Source organism: Blautia sp. JLR.GB0024 (genome assembly GCF_037000545.1).
GTDB classification, from domain to species: Bacteria; Bacillota; Clostridia; order Lachnospirales; family Lachnospiraceae; genus Blautia; species Blautia celeris.
On the sequence record NZ_JBANBF010000007.1, the window covers coordinates 69,199 to 90,192 of the forward strand.

The window sequence follows — 20,994 nt, forward strand, 5'->3', positions numbered from 1 at the left end:
GCAGAGAACTTTCAAGCTAACACGTAAGCCGCACTAAGTTCATAGCCTTAGGGCTCTTCACTAAGTGCTTGCTAACGTGTGGATCTTGAAAGATTCTCTAAACGCTCTTAAACGTCCGTACAGGGAAACCTGCGGCCAGGTCCGGCTGTTTTTCTGGGATGGGACATGTTGAAAAAATTGGGCGGCAGGTTTAGTAGTACGGATAAAAAGTGAGAAGAAAAATTTTTTACGGTTATACTTGACTAATTTTATCTAGATTGTTATAATATTAACAGTCAAGGAAATATTTAGGTAAAAGGATAGTTATTTAATTATTTATTTTTAGGAGGATATTTAAGATGAATCAGTGTTTTGGTTGTAACACATGTGCTAGTGCGGATAAGAAGCTGGAAGGGTATATCCGGGAGCTGCCGATGGAGACTTCACATCACAGGGTGGAAGGGCAGAGTACGAAGTGCGGGTTTGGTCTGCAGGGTGTCTGCTGCAGGCTTTGTGCAAATGGGCCCTGCCGGATCACACCTAAGGCGCCGAGAGGAATCTGTGGTGCTACGGCAGATGTGATCGTGGCTCGTAACTTCCTGAGGGCTGTGGCAAGCGGGTCAGGGTGTTATATACATATTGTGGAAAATACGGCGCTGAATGTGAAGAAGACAGCTATGGCAAAAGGGGAGATCAAAGGAGAAAAATCCCTGAAGAGGCTGGCTGAGATTTTCGGTGTGGAAGGCAAAGATAAATGGGAGACTGCGCAGATCGTTGCCCAGAAGGTGCTGGATGATCTGTATAAACCGGAATATGAGAAGATGGAGCTGGTTGAGAAGATGGCTTACGCTCCCAGGTTCCAGAGATGGCAGGAGCTTGGAATCCTGCCGGGCGGCGCGAAAGGCGAGGTGTTCCATGGAGTTGTAAAATGCTCTACTAACCTGAATTCAGATCCGGTGGATATGCTGACAGATTGTCTGAAGCTGGGTATTTCCACAGGTATTTACGGACTGACACTGACGAATCTTCTGAATGATGTGCTGCTGGGTGAGCCGGAGCTCAGACTGGCGCCTGTGGGACTCAGGGTGATCGATCCGGATTATATAAATATTATGATCACAGGACATCAGCACACGATCTTTGTAGATCTGCAGGAGAGGCTGACTTCAAAAGAGGCTGTGGAGAAGGCAAAGGCTGCCGGAGCAAAAGGATTTAAGCTGGTTGGATGTACCTGTGTGGGACAGGATCTGCAGCTTCGCGGGGCGCATTACACAGAGGTGTTTGACGGTCATGCGGGAAACAATTACAGCAGTGAGGCTGTGCTGGCTACAGGCGGTATTGATGCGGTGCTCTCTGAGTTTAACTGTACACTTCCCGGCATTGAGCCTATCTGTGAGGAGCTGAAGATCAAACAGATCTGTCTGGATGATGTGGCGAAGAAGGCAAATGCAGAGCTGAAACCTTATGTATTTGAAGAGAGAGAAAAACAGAGTGAAGAGATCATAGATGAGATCGTTGCGGCTTACAAAGCAAGAAGAGGCAGTGTGCCCATGAATCTTCTGCCCGAACATGGAAATGACAACACCCTTACAGGTGTCAGCGAAGTGTCCTTAAAGGAATTCCTGGGTGGTAACTGGAAGCCGCTGATCGATCTGATCGTTTCGGGCGATATCAAGGGTATTGCCGGTGTGGTTGGATGTTCCAATCTTACAGCGGGCGGCCATGATGTACTGACAGTGGAAATGACAAAAGAGCTGATTGCAAAGGATATTCTGGTACTGACAGCAGGCTGTTCTTCAGGAGGTATTGAGAACTGCGGACTGATGACTCCGGAGGCTGCGAAATATGCAGGTCCGAAGCTGCGCGCTGTATGTGAGAAACTGAATATTCCTCCGGTATTGAACTTTGGACCATGTCTTGCGATCGGACGTCTGGAGATTGTTGCTACAGAGCTGGCAGAGGCAATCGGTGTTGATATTCCGAAGCTTCCTCTGGTACTGTCTGCTGCACAGTGGCTTGAGGAGCAGGCTCTGGCGGATGGATGCTTTGGCCTGGCTCTGGGACTGCCGCTGCATCTGGGACTGCCGCCTTTTGTGACAGGAAGCAAAGTGGTGACAAAAGTGCTGACAGAGGATATGAAATCCCTCACAGGCGGGCAGGTTATTATCAATGGTGATGCAAAAGAGAGCGCTGAGATTCTGGATAAAATTATCGAGGAAAAACGTGCAGGCTTAAATATCTGATACAGGGGGGATGCGGTTATGAAGAGAATTATGGTGGATGCCAGCAAATGTGACGGCTGTAAAAGCTGCTCCCTGGCCTGCATGCAGGCGCACCGGGAAACACCGGGGACAATTTACGACCTGGACGTGACAGACATTTCCAACGAGACCAGAAACTTTATATATAAAAATCCGCAGGGCGGCTATACTCCTATTTTCTGCCGCCACTGTGATCAGCCGGAGTGTGTGATGTCCTGTATGAGCGGGGCACTTACAAAGGATGAGAAGACCGGGCATGTGCTGTACAATGAGGAAAAATGCGGTTCCTGTTTCATGTGTGTCATGAACTGTCCGTACGGAGTTTTAAAACCGGATGAAAAGACGCATTTAAAAGTGATCAAATGTGATTTCTGCATTGACAAAGGCGAGGAACCCAGTTGTGTAAAAGCCTGTCCAAAAGAGGCTATCTGGGTAGAGGAGGTGTAGCATGGGATATGTGATTTTAGGCGTGGGTGCTGCAGGCATTACTGCGGCAAAGACCATCCGGAAAGCAGAGAAAGAGGCGGAGATCACCATGATCTCCACGGACCGACAGGTACATTCCCGCTGTATGCTGCACAAATATTTGAGCCATGAGCGGACAGCCGAAAAGCTGAGCTTTGTACCGGAAGGTTTTTTTGAGACCAACAGGATTCACTGGATAAAAGGAAAAACCGTTACAGGTCTCGATACTGCAAAAAAGAAAGTTATATTGGAAGACGGCGGGGAAGTTCCCTATGATAAGCTACTGATCGCCACAGGCGCTGAGAGCTTTATCCCTCCTGTGGGAAATCTGCGGGAAGCTGCCAATGTATTCGGGCTGCGTCATCTGCACGATGCGGAAGCAATTGATAAAATGGCAGAAAGCGCAGAGCAGATCGTCATCATCGGTTCCGGCCTGGTGGGGCTGGATGCGGCTTACGGTCTGATGGAAACAGGAAAGAAGGTATCCATTGTGGAGATGGCAGATCAGATCCTGCCTATTCAGCTTGATAAAACGGGTGCTCTCGAATATCAGAAACGTTTTGAGGCGGCAGGTGCTTCCTTTTACCTGGGAAGAAAAGCTGCTGAGACAAAAATGGATGAAAACGGCAGGATCACGGAGGTGATTCTTGACAATGGAGAGTCACTGCCGTGTGATATGGTGATCGTGGCGGCAGGTGTGAGAAGTGCCACTGCAGGTCTTGATGGTGAAGGAATCGTGGTTGACAGAGGCATGAAGGTCAATGATTATCTGCAGACCAGTGCTGCCGATGTCTATGCTGCCGGGGATGTGACAGGGCTTTCCGGTATCTGGCCCAATGCCCAGAAACAGGGAGAGACGGCTGCCCTCAATATGATGGGGGGAAATGTGGAATATGAGGATCGGTTTGCAATCAAGAATACCATTAATTTCTTTGGGCTGGTATCTCTCTGTGTAGGTCTGATCGTTCCGGAAACTACCGATGTGGTGATCGCCAGAGAAGATGCAAGCAATTATAAACGCGTGATAATCCGTGGCGGAAAAGTAGTGGGTGTGCTTCTTCAGGGAGATATTTCCCATGCAGGTATCTGGCAGTATCTCATTAAAAATGAGATTTCCATTTCAGGGATTGAAAAGGATATCTTTGATCTGAATTTCGGTGATTTTTACGGAATCAGAGATAATGGGGAATATACCTGGCGCACAGCGTGATGATGACCTGTGATTTTTATAAAAAAGGGCTTGACAAACTGAAGTTTTAACGGGTATACTTGGTGACATATACAGAAATGCTGTGATGGGAACAAGTAATCCCCGTGGGCTTCCACAGAAAGCTGCCGGCTGATGAGAGGCGCGGAAGGAAGCGGACGATGAATACCTCCCTGAGCTTCACACCGAACAGTGGTTATGCTGCGGACAGCAGTGTAAGGCTTAAGTAGGCTGTGACGGAGTGGCACACGTTATCGTGCAGATGAGTATCGCCTTGTCAAAAGGCCGTACTTACTGAGGCAGACGATGTGAATCGTCTGTGAAAAAAGGTGGTAACACGGAAGCAGATACAGCTCCCGTCCTTTGTAAAGAGGACGGGAGCTTTTTACTGCGCGCAGGTGTGCGGATACCGCTTTCGTCCGGTTAGAATTTACAGATAAGTAAAGGAGAAAACACTATGAAAATCTATGAAGAACTGACTGCCAGAGGCCTGATCGCACAGGTGACAGATGAAGAAGAGATCCGTGAGCTGGTGAACAATGGAAAAGCAACATTTTACATCGGTTTTGATCCTACAGCCGACAGTCTGCATGTGGGACATTTTATGGCGCTGTGCCTGATGAAGCGTCTGCAGATGGCAGGCAACAAGCCGATCGCCTTACTCGGCGGCGGTACCGGCATGATCGGAGACCCTTCTGGGAGAAGCGACATGCGCCAGATGATGACAGAGGAGACGATCCAGTATAACTGTGACTGTTTCAGAAAACAGATGAGCCGTTTTATTGATTTTTCAGAGGGAAAAGCCCTTATGGTAAATAATGCAGACTGGCTTCTGGACCTCAATTATGTGGAGATGTTGAGAGAAGTGGGCGCTCATTTTTCCGTAAACAATATGCTTCGCGCAGAGTGCTACAAACAGCGCATGGAAAAGGGACTGAGTTTCTTTGAATTTAACTACATGATCATGCAGAGCTATGACTTTTATATGCTGTACAAGAACTACGGCTGTAATATGCAGTTCGGCGGGGATGACCAGTGGAGCAACATGCTGGGCGGTACAGAGCTGATCCGCCGTAAGCTTGGAAAAGACGCCTATGCCATGACCATTACCCTGCTTCTGAACTCAGAGGGCAAGAAGATGGGCAAAACCCAGTCAGGAGCTGTCTGGCTGGATCCCAATAAGACATCACCTTTTGACTTTTATCAGTATTGGAGAAATGTCAGCGACGCAGATGTGCTGAAATGTTTGCGCATGCTTACATTCCTGCCTTTAGAGCAGATTGATGAGATGGATAAATGGGAGGGCAGCCAGCTCAATACAGCAAAAGAGATTCTGGCTTATGAGCTGACCAGCCTGGTACATGGCGAGGAAGAGGCCGGAAAATCCCAGGAGGCAGCAAGAGCTTTATTTACCAGCGGAAATGCAGCAGATATGCCGTCAGCCGTCATTGAACAGTCAGATCTGCAGGACGGAAATATTGACCTTATTTCACTTCTGCACAAGAGCGGATTGGTGGGCAGCCGTTCCGAGGGAAGAAGAGCCATCGAACAGGGCGGCGTTGCCATTGACGGTGAGAAGATCACAGATGTAAAATATCTGGTTCCGGGAGAAAAACTGGACGGGGACGGAATCGTTCTGAAACGCGGAAAGAAAAACTTCCGGAAAGTGACAATAAAATAAAGCCATAAGGATTCGGTCAACAGAGCCGCAGCAGGTATTCGTCCATAAGAATTATCTTATAATAGGACGGATATCTGCTGTGAACTGTGTCAGCCGTTACGTTTTGTGCAAAATCATCAAATTATTTTTTCTTTGTTAATGCCATTGCATTTTAACTCAGAATATGGTAATCTGGATTTACGAAAAGGTCAGCGCTGAACAATCGAAAACGCGCAGAAAACAATTCTAAAATTAAGACAATATGACACACATTTCCAAATTCTATGGAATTCCCATATTATTTCCAATTATAAAGATTCAGAGCAAAGGAATACCAACATTGTTTTTCTGATTGCGAAGCGCCTGCCGGAACAGAGAGGTTATGAGAATGAACAAAAAAGGAATGATATTTGAAGGGCTGAAAGTGCGCAATGAGATTAAAAAGGCAATGTATCAGGAGGAAAATCTGCCGGACCGCATACAGGAGGAGAACCGTTACCTGACAGAAGCGGAAGGCGAGGACACAGGTAAAAGTGTGCTTAAATGTGAGCGGGAACTGACACGTGTTCTTGAAAAGCTGATGAATGAGGATGGGGAGGAAATCTGTCTTGATGTGACCTATTTTCTGGTTTTTGCAGCAGCGCAGAATCCTGTCTGCCAGGAGGAACTGAAGACACTTACACCGGAGCAGATTCTTGAATATCAGAAGATTTTTTTGGACAATGGGTATCATGGAGAGTATTTCTTGTCCTGCCTGGGCTATGAGGAATATTATTATGCACAGGTGCTCTTTGGCATGCTGGAAGTGATGCGGGAGGGAAGCAGAGAGAAAGCGGAGGATGCTTACAGGCTGTTTATGGGGCTTATCCGCAAAGGCTGGCACAGTGCCAGAAAGGAACTTTTTAAAGAAGAGACCCTGGAGTTTCAGTGTATACAGGAATGGGCAGAACCTTATACAGAACAGCCGGCCATGGGAATGAGCCAGATATGTGTTATTTATCTGCTGGCAGAAGCCTGTCATGTGGAGATAAGGAAGAATGTGAATTATTACCTGATACTGGAGTGTATGATTGACAGAAATACGATCTGGGACAGCAAAAAAGAGGAGATTCTGGAATATGAGGTCTGGGGAAGGCAGGGATATGCGGACAGCAGTTTCAGCAGAATGCTGGCGGAGACTGTACGGAATCCGTTTCAGGCAGCGCTGGGATTTCAGGTGGAAGGATATGAAGAGTTCGATTGTTACCTCCAGAATCTTTTCCATTTGGGAGGCATTGACAGAAATGTGCTTGGCGGGGAAGTGCTGGATGAGAGGACACGTGAGATTCTTCTGGAGATTGGTGAATTTGAAGAAAAATCCGGTTTGGAGAAGTACATTTACTCCCTTTACATTGTTTTGCTGTCCGGTTATGTAAAAAAATGCCTGGATAAGATCCTTGAAAATAATCCGGCCAGATGGCAGAGGTGCGTAGACCGGGAGGCAGAAGAAAAAGATACTTTAAAAAAACAGATAAATGAGCTGGAAGTATACTGCAGAAGCGTAAAGAAGAGAAACCGTGAACTGGAAGAAAAATTGGAGCAGGCAGAACGAACCGTACGCCGCAAAGAGAACCAGATGCAGCGCGCAGTAAAGCAGCACCAGTCTGAAAAACAGGAATTGATAAAGCTGAGAGAGCGCCAATATAATACCGGAAAAGCGGGCTGATGACTTTTGCATAATAGTCTGCAAAAGGGCAATGCTGTAAATTGCGAAAGCAATATTTTTAGCAGAATTAACAAAATATTATATGCAAAAATAGGCACTATTTTTTAACGGTATAAATGGATTTTATCAGCAAAGTATGATATACTTTGAATACAAGAAAGGTCAGTAAAACAATATGAGAGAAAACCAATTGTTAGAGTTAATATATGAGGAATTGACTGTCGTAAAAAATAATACGGAATCTATGAAAGAGGACATTGTTACATTAAATGAAAATGTCAGTATTTTGAAAGAGGATGTCAATGAACTAAAGGGAGATGTAAATGCCCTGAAGAAAGATGTCAGTGTCTTAAAAGAAGACGTCAGTGAGTTAAAAGAAGATGTCAGTGTCTTAAAAGAAGACGTCAGTGAGTTAAAAGAAGATGTCAGTGTCTTAAAAGAAGACGTCAGTGAGTTAAAAGAAGATGTCAGTGTCTTAAAAGAAGACGTCAGTGAGTTAAAAGAAGATGTCAGCGTCCTGAAGGAAGACGTAAATGGATTAAAAGAAAATGTTAGTGTCCTGAAAGAAGATGTAAATGGGTTAAAAGAAGATGTCAACGGTTTAAAGGAGGATGTCGGAATCCTGAAAGTAGATGTCAGCGGATTAAAAGAGGACGTGATTCTTCTGAAAAAGGACGTCAATCATTTAAAGGAGGAAGTCACCAGAATAAAAGCAGCGCAGGCCCGTACGGACCGCCGGATTTCTTTCATTTACAAAGAATTGAAAAATATGGATGATGCCATATTGGGAGAGGTTGAAAGAGTACATGAAATCCTGGACCGCCATGCAGCGGACGGGAGTAAACATTTCGCATAATTTACACGTGCACTTCTAAACGGGCAGTGTTTCATTATTCTATGAAATGCTGCCCGTTGTCTCTGCTCTCTGCAGAAAATTAAAATCAACTATTGACAAATAAAACACATGGCATTATAATTGAGAAAAAGTTGAATTGATTAACACTTTAAACCGATGAACAAGAGGAGTAGGTAAGAATATTTACTTCCAGAGAGCCGTTGCTGGTGGGAATGCGGCAGTAAGAGTTTTTACTGAATGGACTTGTGAGGGCAGCTTGAAACCTTTGTGATCCGAATAGGATTTGGGAGAAGGAAGTAGACGCTGACGGGGAGCTTATCCGTTATCAAGGAGCAGTGTATGATAGTACATGAAAGAGCGGTTCATATTACGTAAAGTATATGAGCAATATGGGTGGTACCGCAGGAGTTTTGAATTTACAGCTCTTGTCCCATTGGAGAAATCTGATGGGGCAGGAGCTTTTTTATTTACAGAAAAACCTGATCTCGCTCTTTGGAAAGGGAGGAAAAACATGACGATCACACCAGACTGCAACACAATCCTGAAACTGGCAGAAAAATATTCCATTGTACCTGTATGCAGAGAAATCTATGCGGATGTTACAACACCTATTACGCTGCTCCGCAAACTTACAGGGTTCTCGAAAAGATACTATCTTCTGGAGAGTATCGAGGGCGGGGAGACTTGGGGAAGATATTCCTTTTTGGGATATGACCCGGTCATGCGGGTAACCTGCAGGGACCGCAAAGTATATATAGAAAAGCAGGGGAAGACAGAAACTGTGGAGACAGAAAAGCCTCTGCATGTACTGAGAGAAATCATGAAAGATTACAAGTCTCCGAGGCTTTCCGGTATGCCTCCGTTTACCGGCGGTTTTGTGGGATATTTCGCATATTCCATGGTGGGATATGCGGAACCGGTACTCAATATTAAAAAAGGCACATTTCCGGATTATGATGTGATGCTTTTTGACAAGGTGATCGCCTATGACCATCTGAAACAGAAAATCTGTATCATTGTCAATATGCGGACTGATAAAGTGATGGAGAATTACGGGGAAGCCACAGCGGAGATCGCCAGAATTGCCGGACTGATCAAAAGTGCACCGGTGCCTGCCATAGCCGGTGAACCGGAGCAGATAGATTTCACCTGCAATGTAAGCAGAGAAGAATTCTGCAGCATTGTGGAGAAAACGAAAGAATACATAAGAGACGGAGATATCTTCCAGGCTGTCATTTCCAGACAGTTCAGCAGCCCTATGAAGGGAAGTCTCCTGAATGCCTACCGGGTCCTGCGCACCACGAACCCGTCCCCATACATGGTATATCTCCACTTTGATGAGGAGGAGCTGATGAGTACCTCACCGGAAACACTGGTCCGTCTTCAGGACGGCAGACTGACAACCTTCCCGGTGGCAGGCTCCAGACCAAGGGGCATGGATGCAGAGGAGGATGAAGCTCTTGAGAGGGACCTTCTGCAGGACGAAAAGGAGCTGTCAGAGCACAATATGCTGGTGGATCTGGGAAGAAACGACCTGGGACGTATCAGCCGGTTTGGCTCTGTGGAAGTGACGAAATACATGATGATTCACCGCTACTCGAAAATTATGCACATCTGTTCCCAGGTGGAAGGTTCCATCTGGGAAGATAAGGATGCACTGGATGCCATTGAGGCTGTGCTTCCGGCAGGAACTCTTTCCGGAGCTCCGAAAATCAGAGCCTGTGAGATCATTGAGGAGCTGGAAAGCACAGAGAGAGGTGTATATGGCGGTGCCATCGGTTATTTGGATTTTGCCGGCAATCTGGACACCTGCATTGCCATCCGCATGGCAGTCAAAAAGGACGGAAAGGTCTATGTGCAGGCCGGCGGCGGAATTGTGGCAGACAGTGTACCGGGGCTTGAATATGAAGAATCGGCAAATAAAGCGGCAGCGGTTATGCAGGCCATCCAAAATGCCGGGGAGGTGGATGAGTTATGATAGCATTGATTGACAATTACGACAGTTTTACTTACAACCTGGTACAGATGATAGGAACTATTAACCCTGACATCCGCGTGATTCGGAATGATGAGATGACAGTGGAGGAAATCGCCGCATTACAGCCTTCCCACATCATCCTCTCACCGGGACCCGGATACCCAAAAGATGCAGGCGTATGTGAAGCCGTCATTCAGAGACTGCAGGGCAGAGTTCCCATCCTGGGGGTCTGCCTGGGACATCAGGCAATCTGTGAGGTGTATGGTGCCAGGATCAGCCATGCCAGACATCTGATGCACGGCAAAAAAAGCAGGGTGCACATTCAGACGGAAAGTCCTGTCTTCGCAGGCATGGAGGAGGAGATTGACGCAGCCAGGTACCATTCCCTCATAGCAGAAGACGGTACCATCCCTGACTGTCTGCAGGTATTATCCACAGATGTGGAGAACGGGGAAATCATGGCAGTGGGCCATAGGGAATATCCGGTGTACGGACTCCAGTTCCATCCGGAATCCATACTCACACCAAAAGGAAAAAGCATATTGGAGAATTTTTTAAATATAAAAGCCGGAAGAGGAGATAAGATCATGATCAAAGAGGCAATTCACACACTGATGGACGGTAAGGATTTAAGCTATGAAGTGGCAAAGGCAGTTATGCACGAAATGATGGACGGCATTGCCACACAGGCCCAGATGGGAGCTTTTCTGGCTGCGCTGCGCATGCAGGGCGAGAGTATTGACGAGATCACGGCATTTGCTGAGGTCATGAGGGAAAAAGGAATTAAGATAAAGCCGGAGAGAGAGGTCATAGATATTGTGGGAACCGGCGGAGATGAGGCGGGAACATTCAATATTTCCACAACTGCCGCATTTGTGGTTGCAGCAGGCGGTGTACCCGTGGCAAAACACGGAAACCGCAGCGTATCCAGTAAAAGCGGTGCTGCGGATGTTCTGGAACATCTGGGCGCCAATGTGGCTCTGGATGCAAAGCAGAATGAGACGATCCTCAATAAGACCGGCATGTGCTTCATGTTTGCGCCTGTTTACCACTCCTCCATGAAATATGCCGCTCCGGTCAGAAAGGAGATGGGGGTTCGTACAGTCTTCAATATTTTGGGCCCTCTGTCCAATCCGGCAGCTGCCACCATGCAGCTTCTGGGTGTATATGACAAAAACCTGGTGGAGCCGCTGGCTAAGGTGCTGGGCAATCTGGGCGTGACAAGAGGTGTGGCCGTGTGCGGCGAAGATGGCCTGGATGAGATCACCCTGACCGGGGAAACTACAGTCTGCGAAATACGTTTCGGCGAGACTTCCTGCTACACCATTTCACCGGAACAGTTTGGCATGGAGCGCTGTGAGCTGGCCCAACTGGTGGGTGGTTCCCCTGCAGACAATGCCCAGATCACAAGAGACATTTTATCAGGCCGTGAGACCGGTCCAAAGCGCGACGTGGTTCTTTTAAACGCGGGTATGAGTCTCTATCTGGGAATTGACGGCATTACTCTGCAGGAGGGTATTAATATGGCAAGAGAGTTGATAGAGAGCGGAAAAGCGCAGGCGAAATTCGATGAGTTTGTTAAGGCCACAAGAGAACAGTAAAGGAGGGGACTGCAAAATGATTCTGGAGCAGATAGCAAGAGATACAGAAATCCGCGTGACAAATCAGAAAAAGAAGGTTCCCCTCGGAACACTGAAAAAAGCCGCATACAGCATGGAGACAGAGACAGGATTTCCTTTTGAAAAAGCACTGGCAAAAGAAGGTCTCAGTTTCATTTGCGAGGTGAAAAAAGCGTCTCCCTCAAAGGGAATCATTGCAGAGGATTTTCCTTATCTGGATATTGCCAGGGAATATGAGGCAGCTGGGGCAGACGCCATTTCCTGTCTGACAGAGCCGAAATATTTTCTGGGCCGTGACAGCTATCTGAAGGAAATCGCGGAAACTGTAAAGATCCCGGTTCTCAGGAAAGATTTTGTGGTGGAGGAATACCAGATTTATGAGGCAAAGGTCCTGGGAGCCGGCGCTGTGCTCCTAATCTGCGCCCTCATAGAACCGGAGCTTTTAAAGCGTTATATCCAGGTGTGCGACACCCTGGGGCTTTCCGCTTTGGTGGAGGCCCACGACGAGAAGGAAATCTCCCATGCTGTGTGGGCGGGAGCCAGAGTCATTGGCGTAAATAACCGCAACCTGAAAGATTTTAGTGTAGATGTGGGAAACAGCACAAAGCTTCGCGCTCTGGCGCCGAAAGAAGTTCTGTTTGTGGCAGAGAGCGGTATCAAGGGACCTGAGGACATTGCTCGTTTAAAAGAAAATGAAGTGGATGCGGTGCTGATCGGCGAGACACTGATGAAGAGCAGAGACAAGAAAAAAATGCTCTCTTACCTGAAAGGGGAGGGAACATCCGATGGGCAGTAAAGTGAAGATCTGCGGTCTTGTAAGGCCGGAGGATATTGAAACGGCAAATCTGTGCCGGCCGGATTATATCGGATTCGTCTTTGCGGACAGCCGGCGCCGGGTTTCGATAGAGCAGGCGGAGTGTTTGAGAGCAGGACTGGCGGACGGGATTCTGGCAGTCGGCGTCTTTGTAAACGCCCCGGCACAGGAAGCGGCCCGGATCGCCGAAAAGGGAATCATAGATATCATTCAGCTTCATGGAGATGAGGATGAAGCCTATATTCGGACTATAAAAAAATATACCCGGAAACCGGTCATAAAAGCTGTCCGTGTACAGAGCCGAGAACAGATTCTAAAGGCCGAAGAACTGCCCTGTGAATATCTGCTTCTCGATACATATACAAAGGGGCGGTATGGCGGAAGCGGAAAAGGGTTTGACCTGTCCCTGATTCCAAGCCTCAAAAGACCTTTTTTTCTGGCCGGCGGCCTGAATGCTGAAAATGTATCAGGTGCACTGAGAGAAAGCGGCGCGTTTGCCGCAGATGTAAGCAGTGCGGTTGAGACAGGAGGATATAAGGACAGGGAAAAGGTTGAGGCATTTATCCGGGCAGTACGGGAACAGCAGACAGATACCTGCCGCCACTACTCTTTTGCACGGTCAGCGCAGTAAATGCGCAGACCTGACTGAACAGTTACAAAGGATCAATCATATAAGGAAGAGGATGAAGAGATGAGTAAAGGAAGATTTGGTAATTACGGAGGGCAGTACATTCCGGAGACACTTATGAACGCAGTACATGAACTGGAGGAGGCATATGAAAAATACAGCAAAGACCCGGAGTTTAACAGGGAACTGGACGATCTGCTGAAAAATTATGCCGGACGTCCTTCCCTGCTGTATTATGCAGAGAAGATGACAAAAGATCTGGGAGGCGCTAAGATCTATCTGAAGCGGGAGGATTTAAATCACACAGGTTCCCACAAGATCAACAATGTCCTGGGACAGGTGCTCCTTGCCAAAAAGATGGGCAAAACAAGAGTCATCGCTGAGACGGGAGCAGGACAGCACGGGGTTGCCACAGCTACGGCAGCAGTACTTATGGGGCTTGAATGTGAAGTCTTCATGGGACGCGAGGACACGGACCGCCAGGCTTTGAATGTATACCGCATGGAACTTCTGGGGGCGAAGGTACACCCTGTTGACAGCGGCACCGCGACTTTGAAGGATGCGGTAAATGAGACCATGAGGGAATGGACCAGAAGGATGGATGACACCCTGTATGTGCTGGGGTCTGTTATGGGGCCTCACCCCTTCCCCATGATTGTCCGCGATTTCCAGAAAATCATCGGAAAAGAGATCAAGGAGCAGCTGCAGGAAAAGGAAGGCAGACTTCCGGATGCTGTGATCGCCTGTGTGGGCGGCGGCAGCAATGCCATGGGAGCCTTTTATGAATTTATCCGGGAGGAGCAGGTACAGCTTATCGGATGTGAAGCGGCAGGCCTTGGCGTGGATACAGAAAAGCATGCTGCCACCATCGCCAGAGGTTCAGAAGGTGTCTTCCACGGCATGAAATCCCTGTTCTGCCAGGATGCGTACGGACAGATCGCGCCGGTATATTCCATCTCCGCGGGGCTTGATTACCCCGGCATCGGACCGGAACACGCCAATTTGAATGAGACAGGCAGAGCAGAATATGTGCCGATCACAGACGTGGAGGCAGTGGAGGCATTTGAATACCTCTCAAGGACCGAGGGCATTATCCCGGCCATAGAAAGCGCCCATGCAGTGGCATACGCAAGAAAACTGGCACCGACTATGGACAAAGATAAAATCATTGTCGTAAATATTTCCGGCAGAGGCGATAAGGATGTGGCTGCCATAGCACGATACAGAGGAGTGGAGATCTATGAATAAAATACAGCAGGCATTTGAAAACAAAAAGGCATTTATTCCCTTTATCACAGGCGGGGACCCCACGCTTGACGTGACAGAGCAGCTTCTGTACGCCATGGAGGCGGCAGGGGCTGACCTGATCGAGATCGGCATACCGTTTTCCGATCCTACAGCGGAAGGCCCTGTGATCCAGGAGGCCAACGAGAGAGCTCTGAAAGCGGGATGCACCACAGATAAATTGTTTGACATGATACAAAGGGCGAGAAAGAAAGTCACTGTGCCTATCGTATTTCTGACTTACGTGAATCCTATTTTTACATACGGCAAGGAGCGCTTCATGAAAAGATGTGTGGAGTGCGGGATAGACGGCATCATTGTTCCGGATATGCCCTATGAGGAAAGACAGGAGCTGGCACCTGCCTGCGACGCCTACGGGATTGATATCATCCCCCTCATAGCGCCCACGTCAAAGGACCGCATCACCATGATCGCAAAGGCAGCAAAAGGCTATATCTACTGTGTCTCCTCCTTGGGAGTGACCGGGGTGAGAAGTGAGATCAGGACAGACATCGGTGCCATGGTGGAGCTGGTCCGTCAGGCTACGGATGTACCGTGCGCAGTGGGGTTCGGAATATCTACCCCCGAGCAGGCGTATCACATGGCAAAGGTTTCAGACGGAGCCATCGTGGGTTCTGCAATTGTTAAAATTGTGGCAAAATACGGAAAAGATTGTGTGCCTTATGTGGCTCAGTATGTAAAAGAAATGAAGGCGGCAGTGGACCGGGCAAAGGGTTGAAAACAGCGGAGGATGGGCAGTTCCATCCTCCCTTTTTATGCAGAAAAATCCATATGGCGGAACATTACCTGCGCGTATTATGCAAGTCTGACAAAAAACATACACAATAATTAAATATTTCACAAATTCTTGTTGAAAAATTCCCGGAAAAAGGGTACAATTATAATCGGCAGAAATTGGTTTTGTCTTTTAACTCAACAAAGTAAAACCAGGAGGCGATTTCTGCATGAAAGCCGGATTATCACGCAGATTTTTCGTGCAGAATCCAGGTAAATAATAAAAAATGGAGGGCTGATAAATGAGTAATACAGCACAAAGCTTGGCAAGTAAAAGAATTGCTTCTTTACTTGATGAGAACAGTTTTGTTGAAATCGGCGGCTGTGTCACAGCCAGAAACACAGATTTCAACTTATCTGAAAAGGAAACACCGGCAGACGGTGTCATCACCGGTTACGGTGTCATTGACGGCAGCCTGGTGTATGTGTACAGCCAGGATGCTTCCGTTCTGAACGGAACCATCGGTGAAATGCATGCCAAAAAGATTGTCAGACTTTACGACCTGGCAATGAAGACAGGCGCTCCGGTGATCGGACTTGTGGACTGTGCAGGTCTGAGACTGCAGGAAGCTACAGACGCACTGAACGCTTTTGGCGAAATTTACACCAAACAGGTTATGGCGTCAGGTGTGATTCCGCAGATCACAGGTATCTTCGGGACCTGCGGCGGCGGTCTTGCAATCGTTCCGGCTCTTACCGATTTCACCTTCATGGAGGAGAAGAGCGGTAAACTGTTTGTAAACTCCCCCAACGCTTTAGAGGGAAATGAAATTTCCAAATGTGATACATCCAGCGCAAAATACCAGAGCGAAGAGGCTGGCCTGGTAGATGTTCTGGGAAGTGAGGAGGAAATCCTTGCACAGATGAGACTGCTGATATCTATGCTGCCTTCCAACTACGAAGACAATTCTTCCTATGAAGACTGCACTGATGATCTGAACCGTGTATGCCCGGAACTGGAAAACTGTGTTGGTGATACTGCCATTGCTCTTTCCCAGATCGCGGACAACAATGAGTTCTTTGAGGTAAAAGCTGCATACGCAAAAGACATGGTGACAGGCTTCATCCGTCTGAACGGCGCTACTGTGGGCTGCGTTGCCAACAGAAGCGAGGTTTACAACGATGAAGGGGAGAAGACAGAGTCCTTTGACAAGGTTCTCTCTGTGAGAGGATGCAAGAAAGCAGCAGATTTCGTTAAATTCTGTGACGCTTTTGAAATTCCGGTACTGTCTCTGACAAATGTAAAAGGCTACAAAGCTACAAAATGCGCAGAAGCCAACATTGCCAAGGCAGCGGCACAGCTTACTTACGCATTTACAAATGCAACCGTACCGAAGGTGAACATCGTGATCGGTGAAGCGTTCGGAAGTGCATATCTGGCAATGAACAGCAAATCCACAGGAGCGGACATGGTATTTGCATGGCCGGGCGCTCAGATCGGTATGATGGACGCGCGTCTTGCAGCTAAGATCATGTATGCAGACAGCGATGCTGCTACGATCAATGAAAAGGCCGCTGAATATGCTGACTTACAGTCAAGCGCAATGGCTGCTGCCAAGAGAGGTTATGTGGATTCCATCATCGAGGCAGAAGATACAAGAAAATATGTGATTGGTGCTTTTGAAATGTTATTCACAAAGAGAGAAGATCGTCCCAGCAAGAAACACGGCACGGTTTAGGCGAGGTGAATCATATGAAGCAGACATGGAAAAAATTAATTGGTTTAATCCTGATCGGAGTATGCGTCCTGGCTATGACAGCCTGCGGCAGCAGCAAAGACTCCACAGGCGGTTTGAAAAAGCTGGACGATGCCACCGTTGACTCTCTGGTGGAGAGCTTCGGAAGTGTTGTCGGCAACATTGCCAATCTGGATGAGGAGTCCATCGCAAGCCTGATGGAAGGTGACGATGCCTTCAGTGCTTCCGCAGCCAGCGCATGGGACGGAGCCGGAGAAGATCTGGGAACATACGTTGAGACAACCAAGGGCGAGGTGGAGGACAAAGACGGCAGCTATATTCTTACGCTGACCTGTACTTTTGAGAAACGCAGTGCAGACTGCATCTTTACTTTGGACAAAAACGGCAATCCTCTCAGCGTGACTATTGACCCGCAGTACTCAATGGGCGAAAAAATGGCACAGGCAGGACAGAATACACTTCTGGGTGTTGGTACTGTTTTTGTAATGCTTATCTTCCTGTGCTTTGTTATTTCCTTAATGAAATACATTCCGGGCTTTGTAGAGTCCTTTGGCAAGAAGAAAGCTGTTCCGGAAGAGATTCAAGTTCCGGCTGCCCCGGCTGCTCCTGTTATTCCTGAAGCAGCGGAAGAAGAGGTTGTGGATGACGGTGAGCTGATTGCAGTCATTGCAGCGGCGATCGCAGCATCTGAAAATACATCTACAGACAGTTTTGTAGTTCGTTCCATCAGAAAATCAACAAAAAGAAATTGGCAGAGAGCCTAATCACAGGAGGAAATGGTTATGAAATCTTATACAATTACAGTTAATGGCGTTGCATACGATGTAACAGTGGAAGAGGGCGCAGGAAACGCAGCAGCTCCTGCGGCAGCACCGAAGGCTGCTCCAAAAGCGGCACCGAAAGCTGCTCCGGCAGCAAAACCTGCAGCATCTGCAGCAGGCGCAGTGGCAGTTACCGCATCTGTTCCCGGTAAAGTATTCAAAGTGGAAGCAAGTGTGGGACAGGCAGTAAAAGCCGGCGATAACATTGTCATCCTGGAAGCCATGAAAATGGAAATTCCGGTTGTTGCTCCGCAGGACGGTACCATTGCAAGTATTGACGTGGCAGTTGGTGATTCCGTAGAAAACGGCGATACACTGGCATCCATGAACTAGAATTTGCAAGCATTTGTAAATTCCCGACAGCTAAGAGATAAATCTTGCTGATACAATAGAAAGCACACATCGAGAACTTTCTATTGTCACGAATACGAACAATGGGAGGTAATATAATGTCTAACGTTACAGATACACTGTCTAACCTGCTCCACCAGACAGCGTTTTTCAATCTGACATGGGGAAATTACCTTATGATTTTAGTTGCCTTTGTTTTCCTTTTCCTGGCAATTAAAAAAGGATTTGAACCGCTTCTTCTGGTGCCGATTGCTTTCGGTATGCTGTTGGTTAATATCTATCCTGATATTATGGCACAGCCATACACGGATGCAGCAGGAATCGAGCACGCAGGTGGACTTCTTCACTATTTTTATCTGATGGATGAATGGAGTATTCTTCCGTCCCTGATCTTCATGGGTGTTGGTGCCATGACAGACTTTGGCCCGCTGATCGCAAACCCCAAGAGCTTTCTTATGGGTGCGGCAGCACAGCTGGGTATCTACATGGCGTACTTCCTGGCTATCTTCATGGGATTCAACGGAAAGGCAGCAGCAGCTATCTCCATTATCGGCGGTGCTGACGGCCCGACCTCCATCTTCCTGGCAGGTAAACTGGGGCAGACAATGCTCATGGGACCCATTGCGGTGGCGGCATATTCCTATATGTCCCTGGTTCCGATCATCCAGCCGCCGATCATGAAACTTCTCACAACAGAGAAGGAGCGCAAGATCAAAATGGAACAGCTCCGTCCGGTTTCAAAACTGGAAAAGATCCTGTTCCCGATCATCATCACCGTTGTTGTTTGTCTGATTCTTCCTACAACAGCTCCGCTGGTTGGTATGTTAATGCTTGGTAATCTGTTCCGCGAATCAGGTGTTGTAAAACAGCTGAGCGAGACAGCTTCCAATGCCCTTATGTATATTGTAGTTATCTTACTGGGAACTTCCGTAGGTGCTTCCACAAGCGCTGAGGCATTCCTGAAACTGGACACTCTGAAAATCGTCGTATTAGGTCTGGTCGCATTTGCAGTCGGTACGGCAGGCGGTGTGCTCCTCGGTAAGTTAATGTGCAAACTGTCCGGCGGCAAGATCAACCCGTTGATCGGTTCTGCCGGTGTATCTGCTGTTCCTATGGCAGCCCGTGTATCCCAGAAGGTCGGTGCTGAGGCAGACCCCACCAACTTCCTGCTGATGCATGCAATGGGCCCGAACGTTGCAGGTGTTATCGGTACTGCGGTAGCGGCCGGTACCTTCATGGCAATTTTCGGTGTTTAACAGTAAGAAAACATGTTTTAAAAATTTAGGAGGAAATTAAGATGGCAGAGGTAGTAAAAAAACCGATTAAGATTACTGAAACAATCTTACGTGATGCACATCAGTCCCTGATTGCGACCAGAATGTCCACAGAGCAGATGCTGCCCATCGTAGATAAACTGGATAAAGTGGGTTACCACTCCGTAGAATGCTGGGGCGGTGCCACCTTTGACGCGTCCCTTCGTTTCTTAAAAGAAGATCCGTGGGAGAGACTGCGTAAGTTCCGTGACGGTTTCAAGAACACGAAACTGCAGATGCTGTTCCGCGGCCAGAATATTCTGGGATACCGTCCTTATGCAGATGACGTGGTAGAGTATTTCGTACAGAAATCCGTTGCAAACGGTATTGATATCATCCGTATTTTTGACTGTCTCAACGATTTAAGAAACCTGCAGACAGCCGTAAAAGCATCCAACAAGGAAAAAGGACATGCACAGGTTGCTCTGTCCTATACCCTGGGCGATGCTTACACCCTGGACTACTGGGTAGATATGGCAAAAAGAGTAGAGGATATGGGTGCGAATTCCATCTGTATCAAGGATATGGCAGGCCTGCTTGTTCCGTACAAGGCAACTGAGTTGGTAACTGCTCTGAAAGCTGCTGTAGATATTCCGATTCAGCTTCACACACACTACACCTCAGGGGTGGCTTCCATGACCTACTTAAAAGCAGTAGAGGCAGGCGTTGACGTAATTGACACCGCTATGTCTCCTTTCGCTCTGGGAACTTCCCAGCCGGCTACAGAGGTTATGGTTGAGACCTTTAAAGGAACACCTTACGATACAGGATTTGACCAGAACCTTCTGGCGGAGATTGCTGACTACTTCCGTCCGATCCGTGACGAAGCACTGGACAGCGGCCTGCTGAATCCCAAGAACCTGGGTGTTAACATTAAGACTCTGCTGTATCAGGTACCGGGCGGTATGCTCTCCAACCTGACCAGCCAGTTAAAAGAACAGCACGCAGAAGACAAATTCTACGATGTTCTGGAAGAAGTGCCGAGAGTGCGTAAGGACCTGGGCGAGCCGCCTCTGGTTACACCGTCCTCACAGATCGTTGGTACACAGGCTGTATTCAACGTGATCATGGGCGAGCGCTACAAAATGGTTACAAAAGAGACAAAAGACGTTCTCAGCGGAAAATACGGTGCTACAGTAAAACCGTTCAATCCTGAAGTACAGAAGAAATGTATCGGTGACACAGAGCCGATCACATGCCGTCCGGCTGATTTGATCCCGGATGAGCTGGATACTTTAAGAAGTGAAATGGCACAGTGGTCCGAGCAGGAAGAGGACGTATTGTCTTATGCATTATTCCCGCAGGTTGCTACCGAGTTCTTCAAGTACAGAGAAGCACAGGAGACGAAGGTAGATCCGAAAGCTGCGGATACAGAGAACGGGGCTTATCCTGTTTAATGTTCAGCATAGAAAGGCGAAGGTGCCGTGACTGACGGTGCCTTTGGCCTTTTTTTCTTTTTTTAGTGAAAAATCTTCGGATTTGTGATATTATAACCCATGTATGGGCAAAAACCGCTCATAAATTACGAAATACCCTACGGGTATGTTTTGAAGAGGGGACA

At 47.7% G+C, this 20,994-nt stretch carries 17 protein-coding genes and 1 other annotated feature; all 17 genes read left to right on the plus strand.

The window, feature by feature from the left end:
- The first annotated feature begins 338 nt into the window (after window positions 1-338).
- A complete protein-coding gene (cooS, locus tag V8Q34_RS16445) occupies window positions 339-2,222 on the plus strand; it encodes an anaerobic carbon-monoxide dehydrogenase catalytic subunit (protein WP_033141773.1) in 1,884 nt (627 codons plus the stop codon).
- An 18-nt stretch (window positions 2,223-2,240) separates the two neighbouring features.
- The gene (locus V8Q34_RS16450; protein WP_033141772.1) at window positions 2,241-2,687 is read left to right on the plus strand and encodes a 4Fe-4S dicluster domain-containing protein; all 447 of its coding nucleotides are present in this window, start codon (window positions 2,241-2,243) and stop codon (window positions 2,685-2,687) included.
- Window position 2,688: 1 nt separating this feature from the next.
- Window positions 2,689-3,915: an NAD(P)/FAD-dependent oxidoreductase gene (locus tag V8Q34_RS16455; RefSeq protein WP_335835922.1), complete on the plus strand. Its 1,227-nt coding sequence runs from the start codon at window positions 2,689-2,691 to the stop codon at window positions 3,913-3,915.
- A gap of 454 nt (window positions 3,916-4,369) precedes the next feature.
- On the plus strand, window positions 4,370-5,593 hold the full coding sequence (tyrS, locus tag V8Q34_RS16460; protein WP_033141770.1) for a tyrosine--tRNA ligase: 1,224 nt from the start codon (window positions 4,370-4,372) through the stop codon (window positions 5,591-5,593).
- Between the two features lie 367 nt (window positions 5,594-5,960).
- Window positions 5,961-7,277 (plus strand): hypothetical protein, encoded by a 1,317-nt coding sequence (locus tag V8Q34_RS16465; RefSeq protein WP_033141769.1) that lies wholly within the window; start codon window positions 5,961-5,963, stop codon window positions 7,275-7,277.
- Window positions 7,278-7,467: 190 nt separating this feature from the next.
- A complete protein-coding gene (locus V8Q34_RS16470) occupies window positions 7,468-8,133 on the plus strand; it encodes a hypothetical protein (protein ID WP_335835923.1) in 666 nt (221 codons plus the stop codon).
- Between the two features lie 147 nt (window positions 8,134-8,280).
- Window positions 8,281-8,569: a binding site (T-box leader), on the plus strand.
- 75 nt (window positions 8,570-8,644) lie between these two features.
- Window positions 8,645-10,111, plus strand: a complete 1,467-nt coding sequence (gene trpE / locus V8Q34_RS16475) for an anthranilate synthase component I (protein ID WP_335835924.1) — start codon at window positions 8,645-8,647, stop codon at window positions 10,109-10,111.
- On the plus strand, window positions 10,108-11,712 hold the full coding sequence (locus tag V8Q34_RS16480; protein ID WP_227210656.1) for a bifunctional anthranilate synthase component II/anthranilate phosphoribosyltransferase: 1,605 nt from the start codon (window positions 10,108-10,110) through the stop codon (window positions 11,710-11,712). The genes trpE and V8Q34_RS16480 overlap by 4 nt, the downstream gene beginning before the upstream one ends.
- Window positions 11,713-11,728: 16 nt before the next feature.
- Window positions 11,729-12,526, plus strand: coding sequence for an indole-3-glycerol phosphate synthase TrpC (trpC, locus tag V8Q34_RS16485; protein ID WP_103732926.1), 798 nt, complete (start codon window positions 11,729-11,731; stop codon window positions 12,524-12,526).
- On the plus strand, window positions 12,516-13,175 hold the full coding sequence (locus tag V8Q34_RS16490) for a phosphoribosylanthranilate isomerase (RefSeq protein WP_335835925.1): 660 nt from the start codon (window positions 12,516-12,518) through the stop codon (window positions 13,173-13,175). The genes trpC and V8Q34_RS16490 overlap by 11 nt, the downstream gene beginning before the upstream one ends.
- Before the next feature lie 60 nt (window positions 13,176-13,235).
- Complete coding sequence (trpB, locus tag V8Q34_RS16495) at window positions 13,236-14,420, plus strand: tryptophan synthase subunit beta (RefSeq protein ID WP_335835926.1); 1,185 nt, start codon at window positions 13,236-13,238, stop codon at window positions 14,418-14,420.
- Window positions 14,413-15,195 carry a tryptophan synthase subunit alpha gene (trpA, locus tag V8Q34_RS16500; RefSeq protein ID WP_033141765.1) on the plus strand — a complete coding sequence of 261 codons (783 nt, stop codon included), beginning with the start codon at window positions 14,413-14,415 and terminating at the stop codon, window positions 15,193-15,195. The genes trpB and trpA overlap by 8 nt, the downstream gene beginning before the upstream one ends.
- Window positions 15,196-15,493: 298 nt before the next feature.
- The gene (locus tag V8Q34_RS16505) at window positions 15,494-16,930 is read left to right on the plus strand and encodes an acyl-CoA carboxylase subunit beta (RefSeq protein ID WP_227210657.1); all 1,437 of its coding nucleotides are present in this window, start codon (window positions 15,494-15,496) and stop codon (window positions 16,928-16,930) included.
- A gap of 14 nt (window positions 16,931-16,944) precedes the next feature.
- Window positions 16,945-17,712, plus strand: coding sequence for an OadG family transporter subunit (locus tag V8Q34_RS16510; RefSeq protein ID WP_033141763.1), 768 nt, complete (start codon window positions 16,945-16,947; stop codon window positions 17,710-17,712).
- Window positions 17,713-17,730: 18 nt separating this feature from the next.
- The gene (locus V8Q34_RS16515; protein WP_033141762.1) at window positions 17,731-18,102 is read left to right on the plus strand and encodes a biotin/lipoyl-binding carrier protein; all 372 of its coding nucleotides are present in this window, start codon (window positions 17,731-17,733) and stop codon (window positions 18,100-18,102) included.
- A 116-nt stretch (window positions 18,103-18,218) separates the two neighbouring features.
- Complete coding sequence (locus tag V8Q34_RS16520) at window positions 18,219-19,376, plus strand: sodium ion-translocating decarboxylase subunit beta (protein WP_033141761.1); 1,158 nt, start codon at window positions 18,219-18,221, stop codon at window positions 19,374-19,376.
- A gap of 41 nt (window positions 19,377-19,417) precedes the next feature.
- On the plus strand, window positions 19,418-20,830 hold the full coding sequence (locus V8Q34_RS16525) for an oxaloacetate decarboxylase subunit alpha (protein WP_033141760.1): 1,413 nt from the start codon (window positions 19,418-19,420) through the stop codon (window positions 20,828-20,830).
- The last annotated feature ends 164 nt before the right edge of the window (window positions 20,831-20,994 follow it).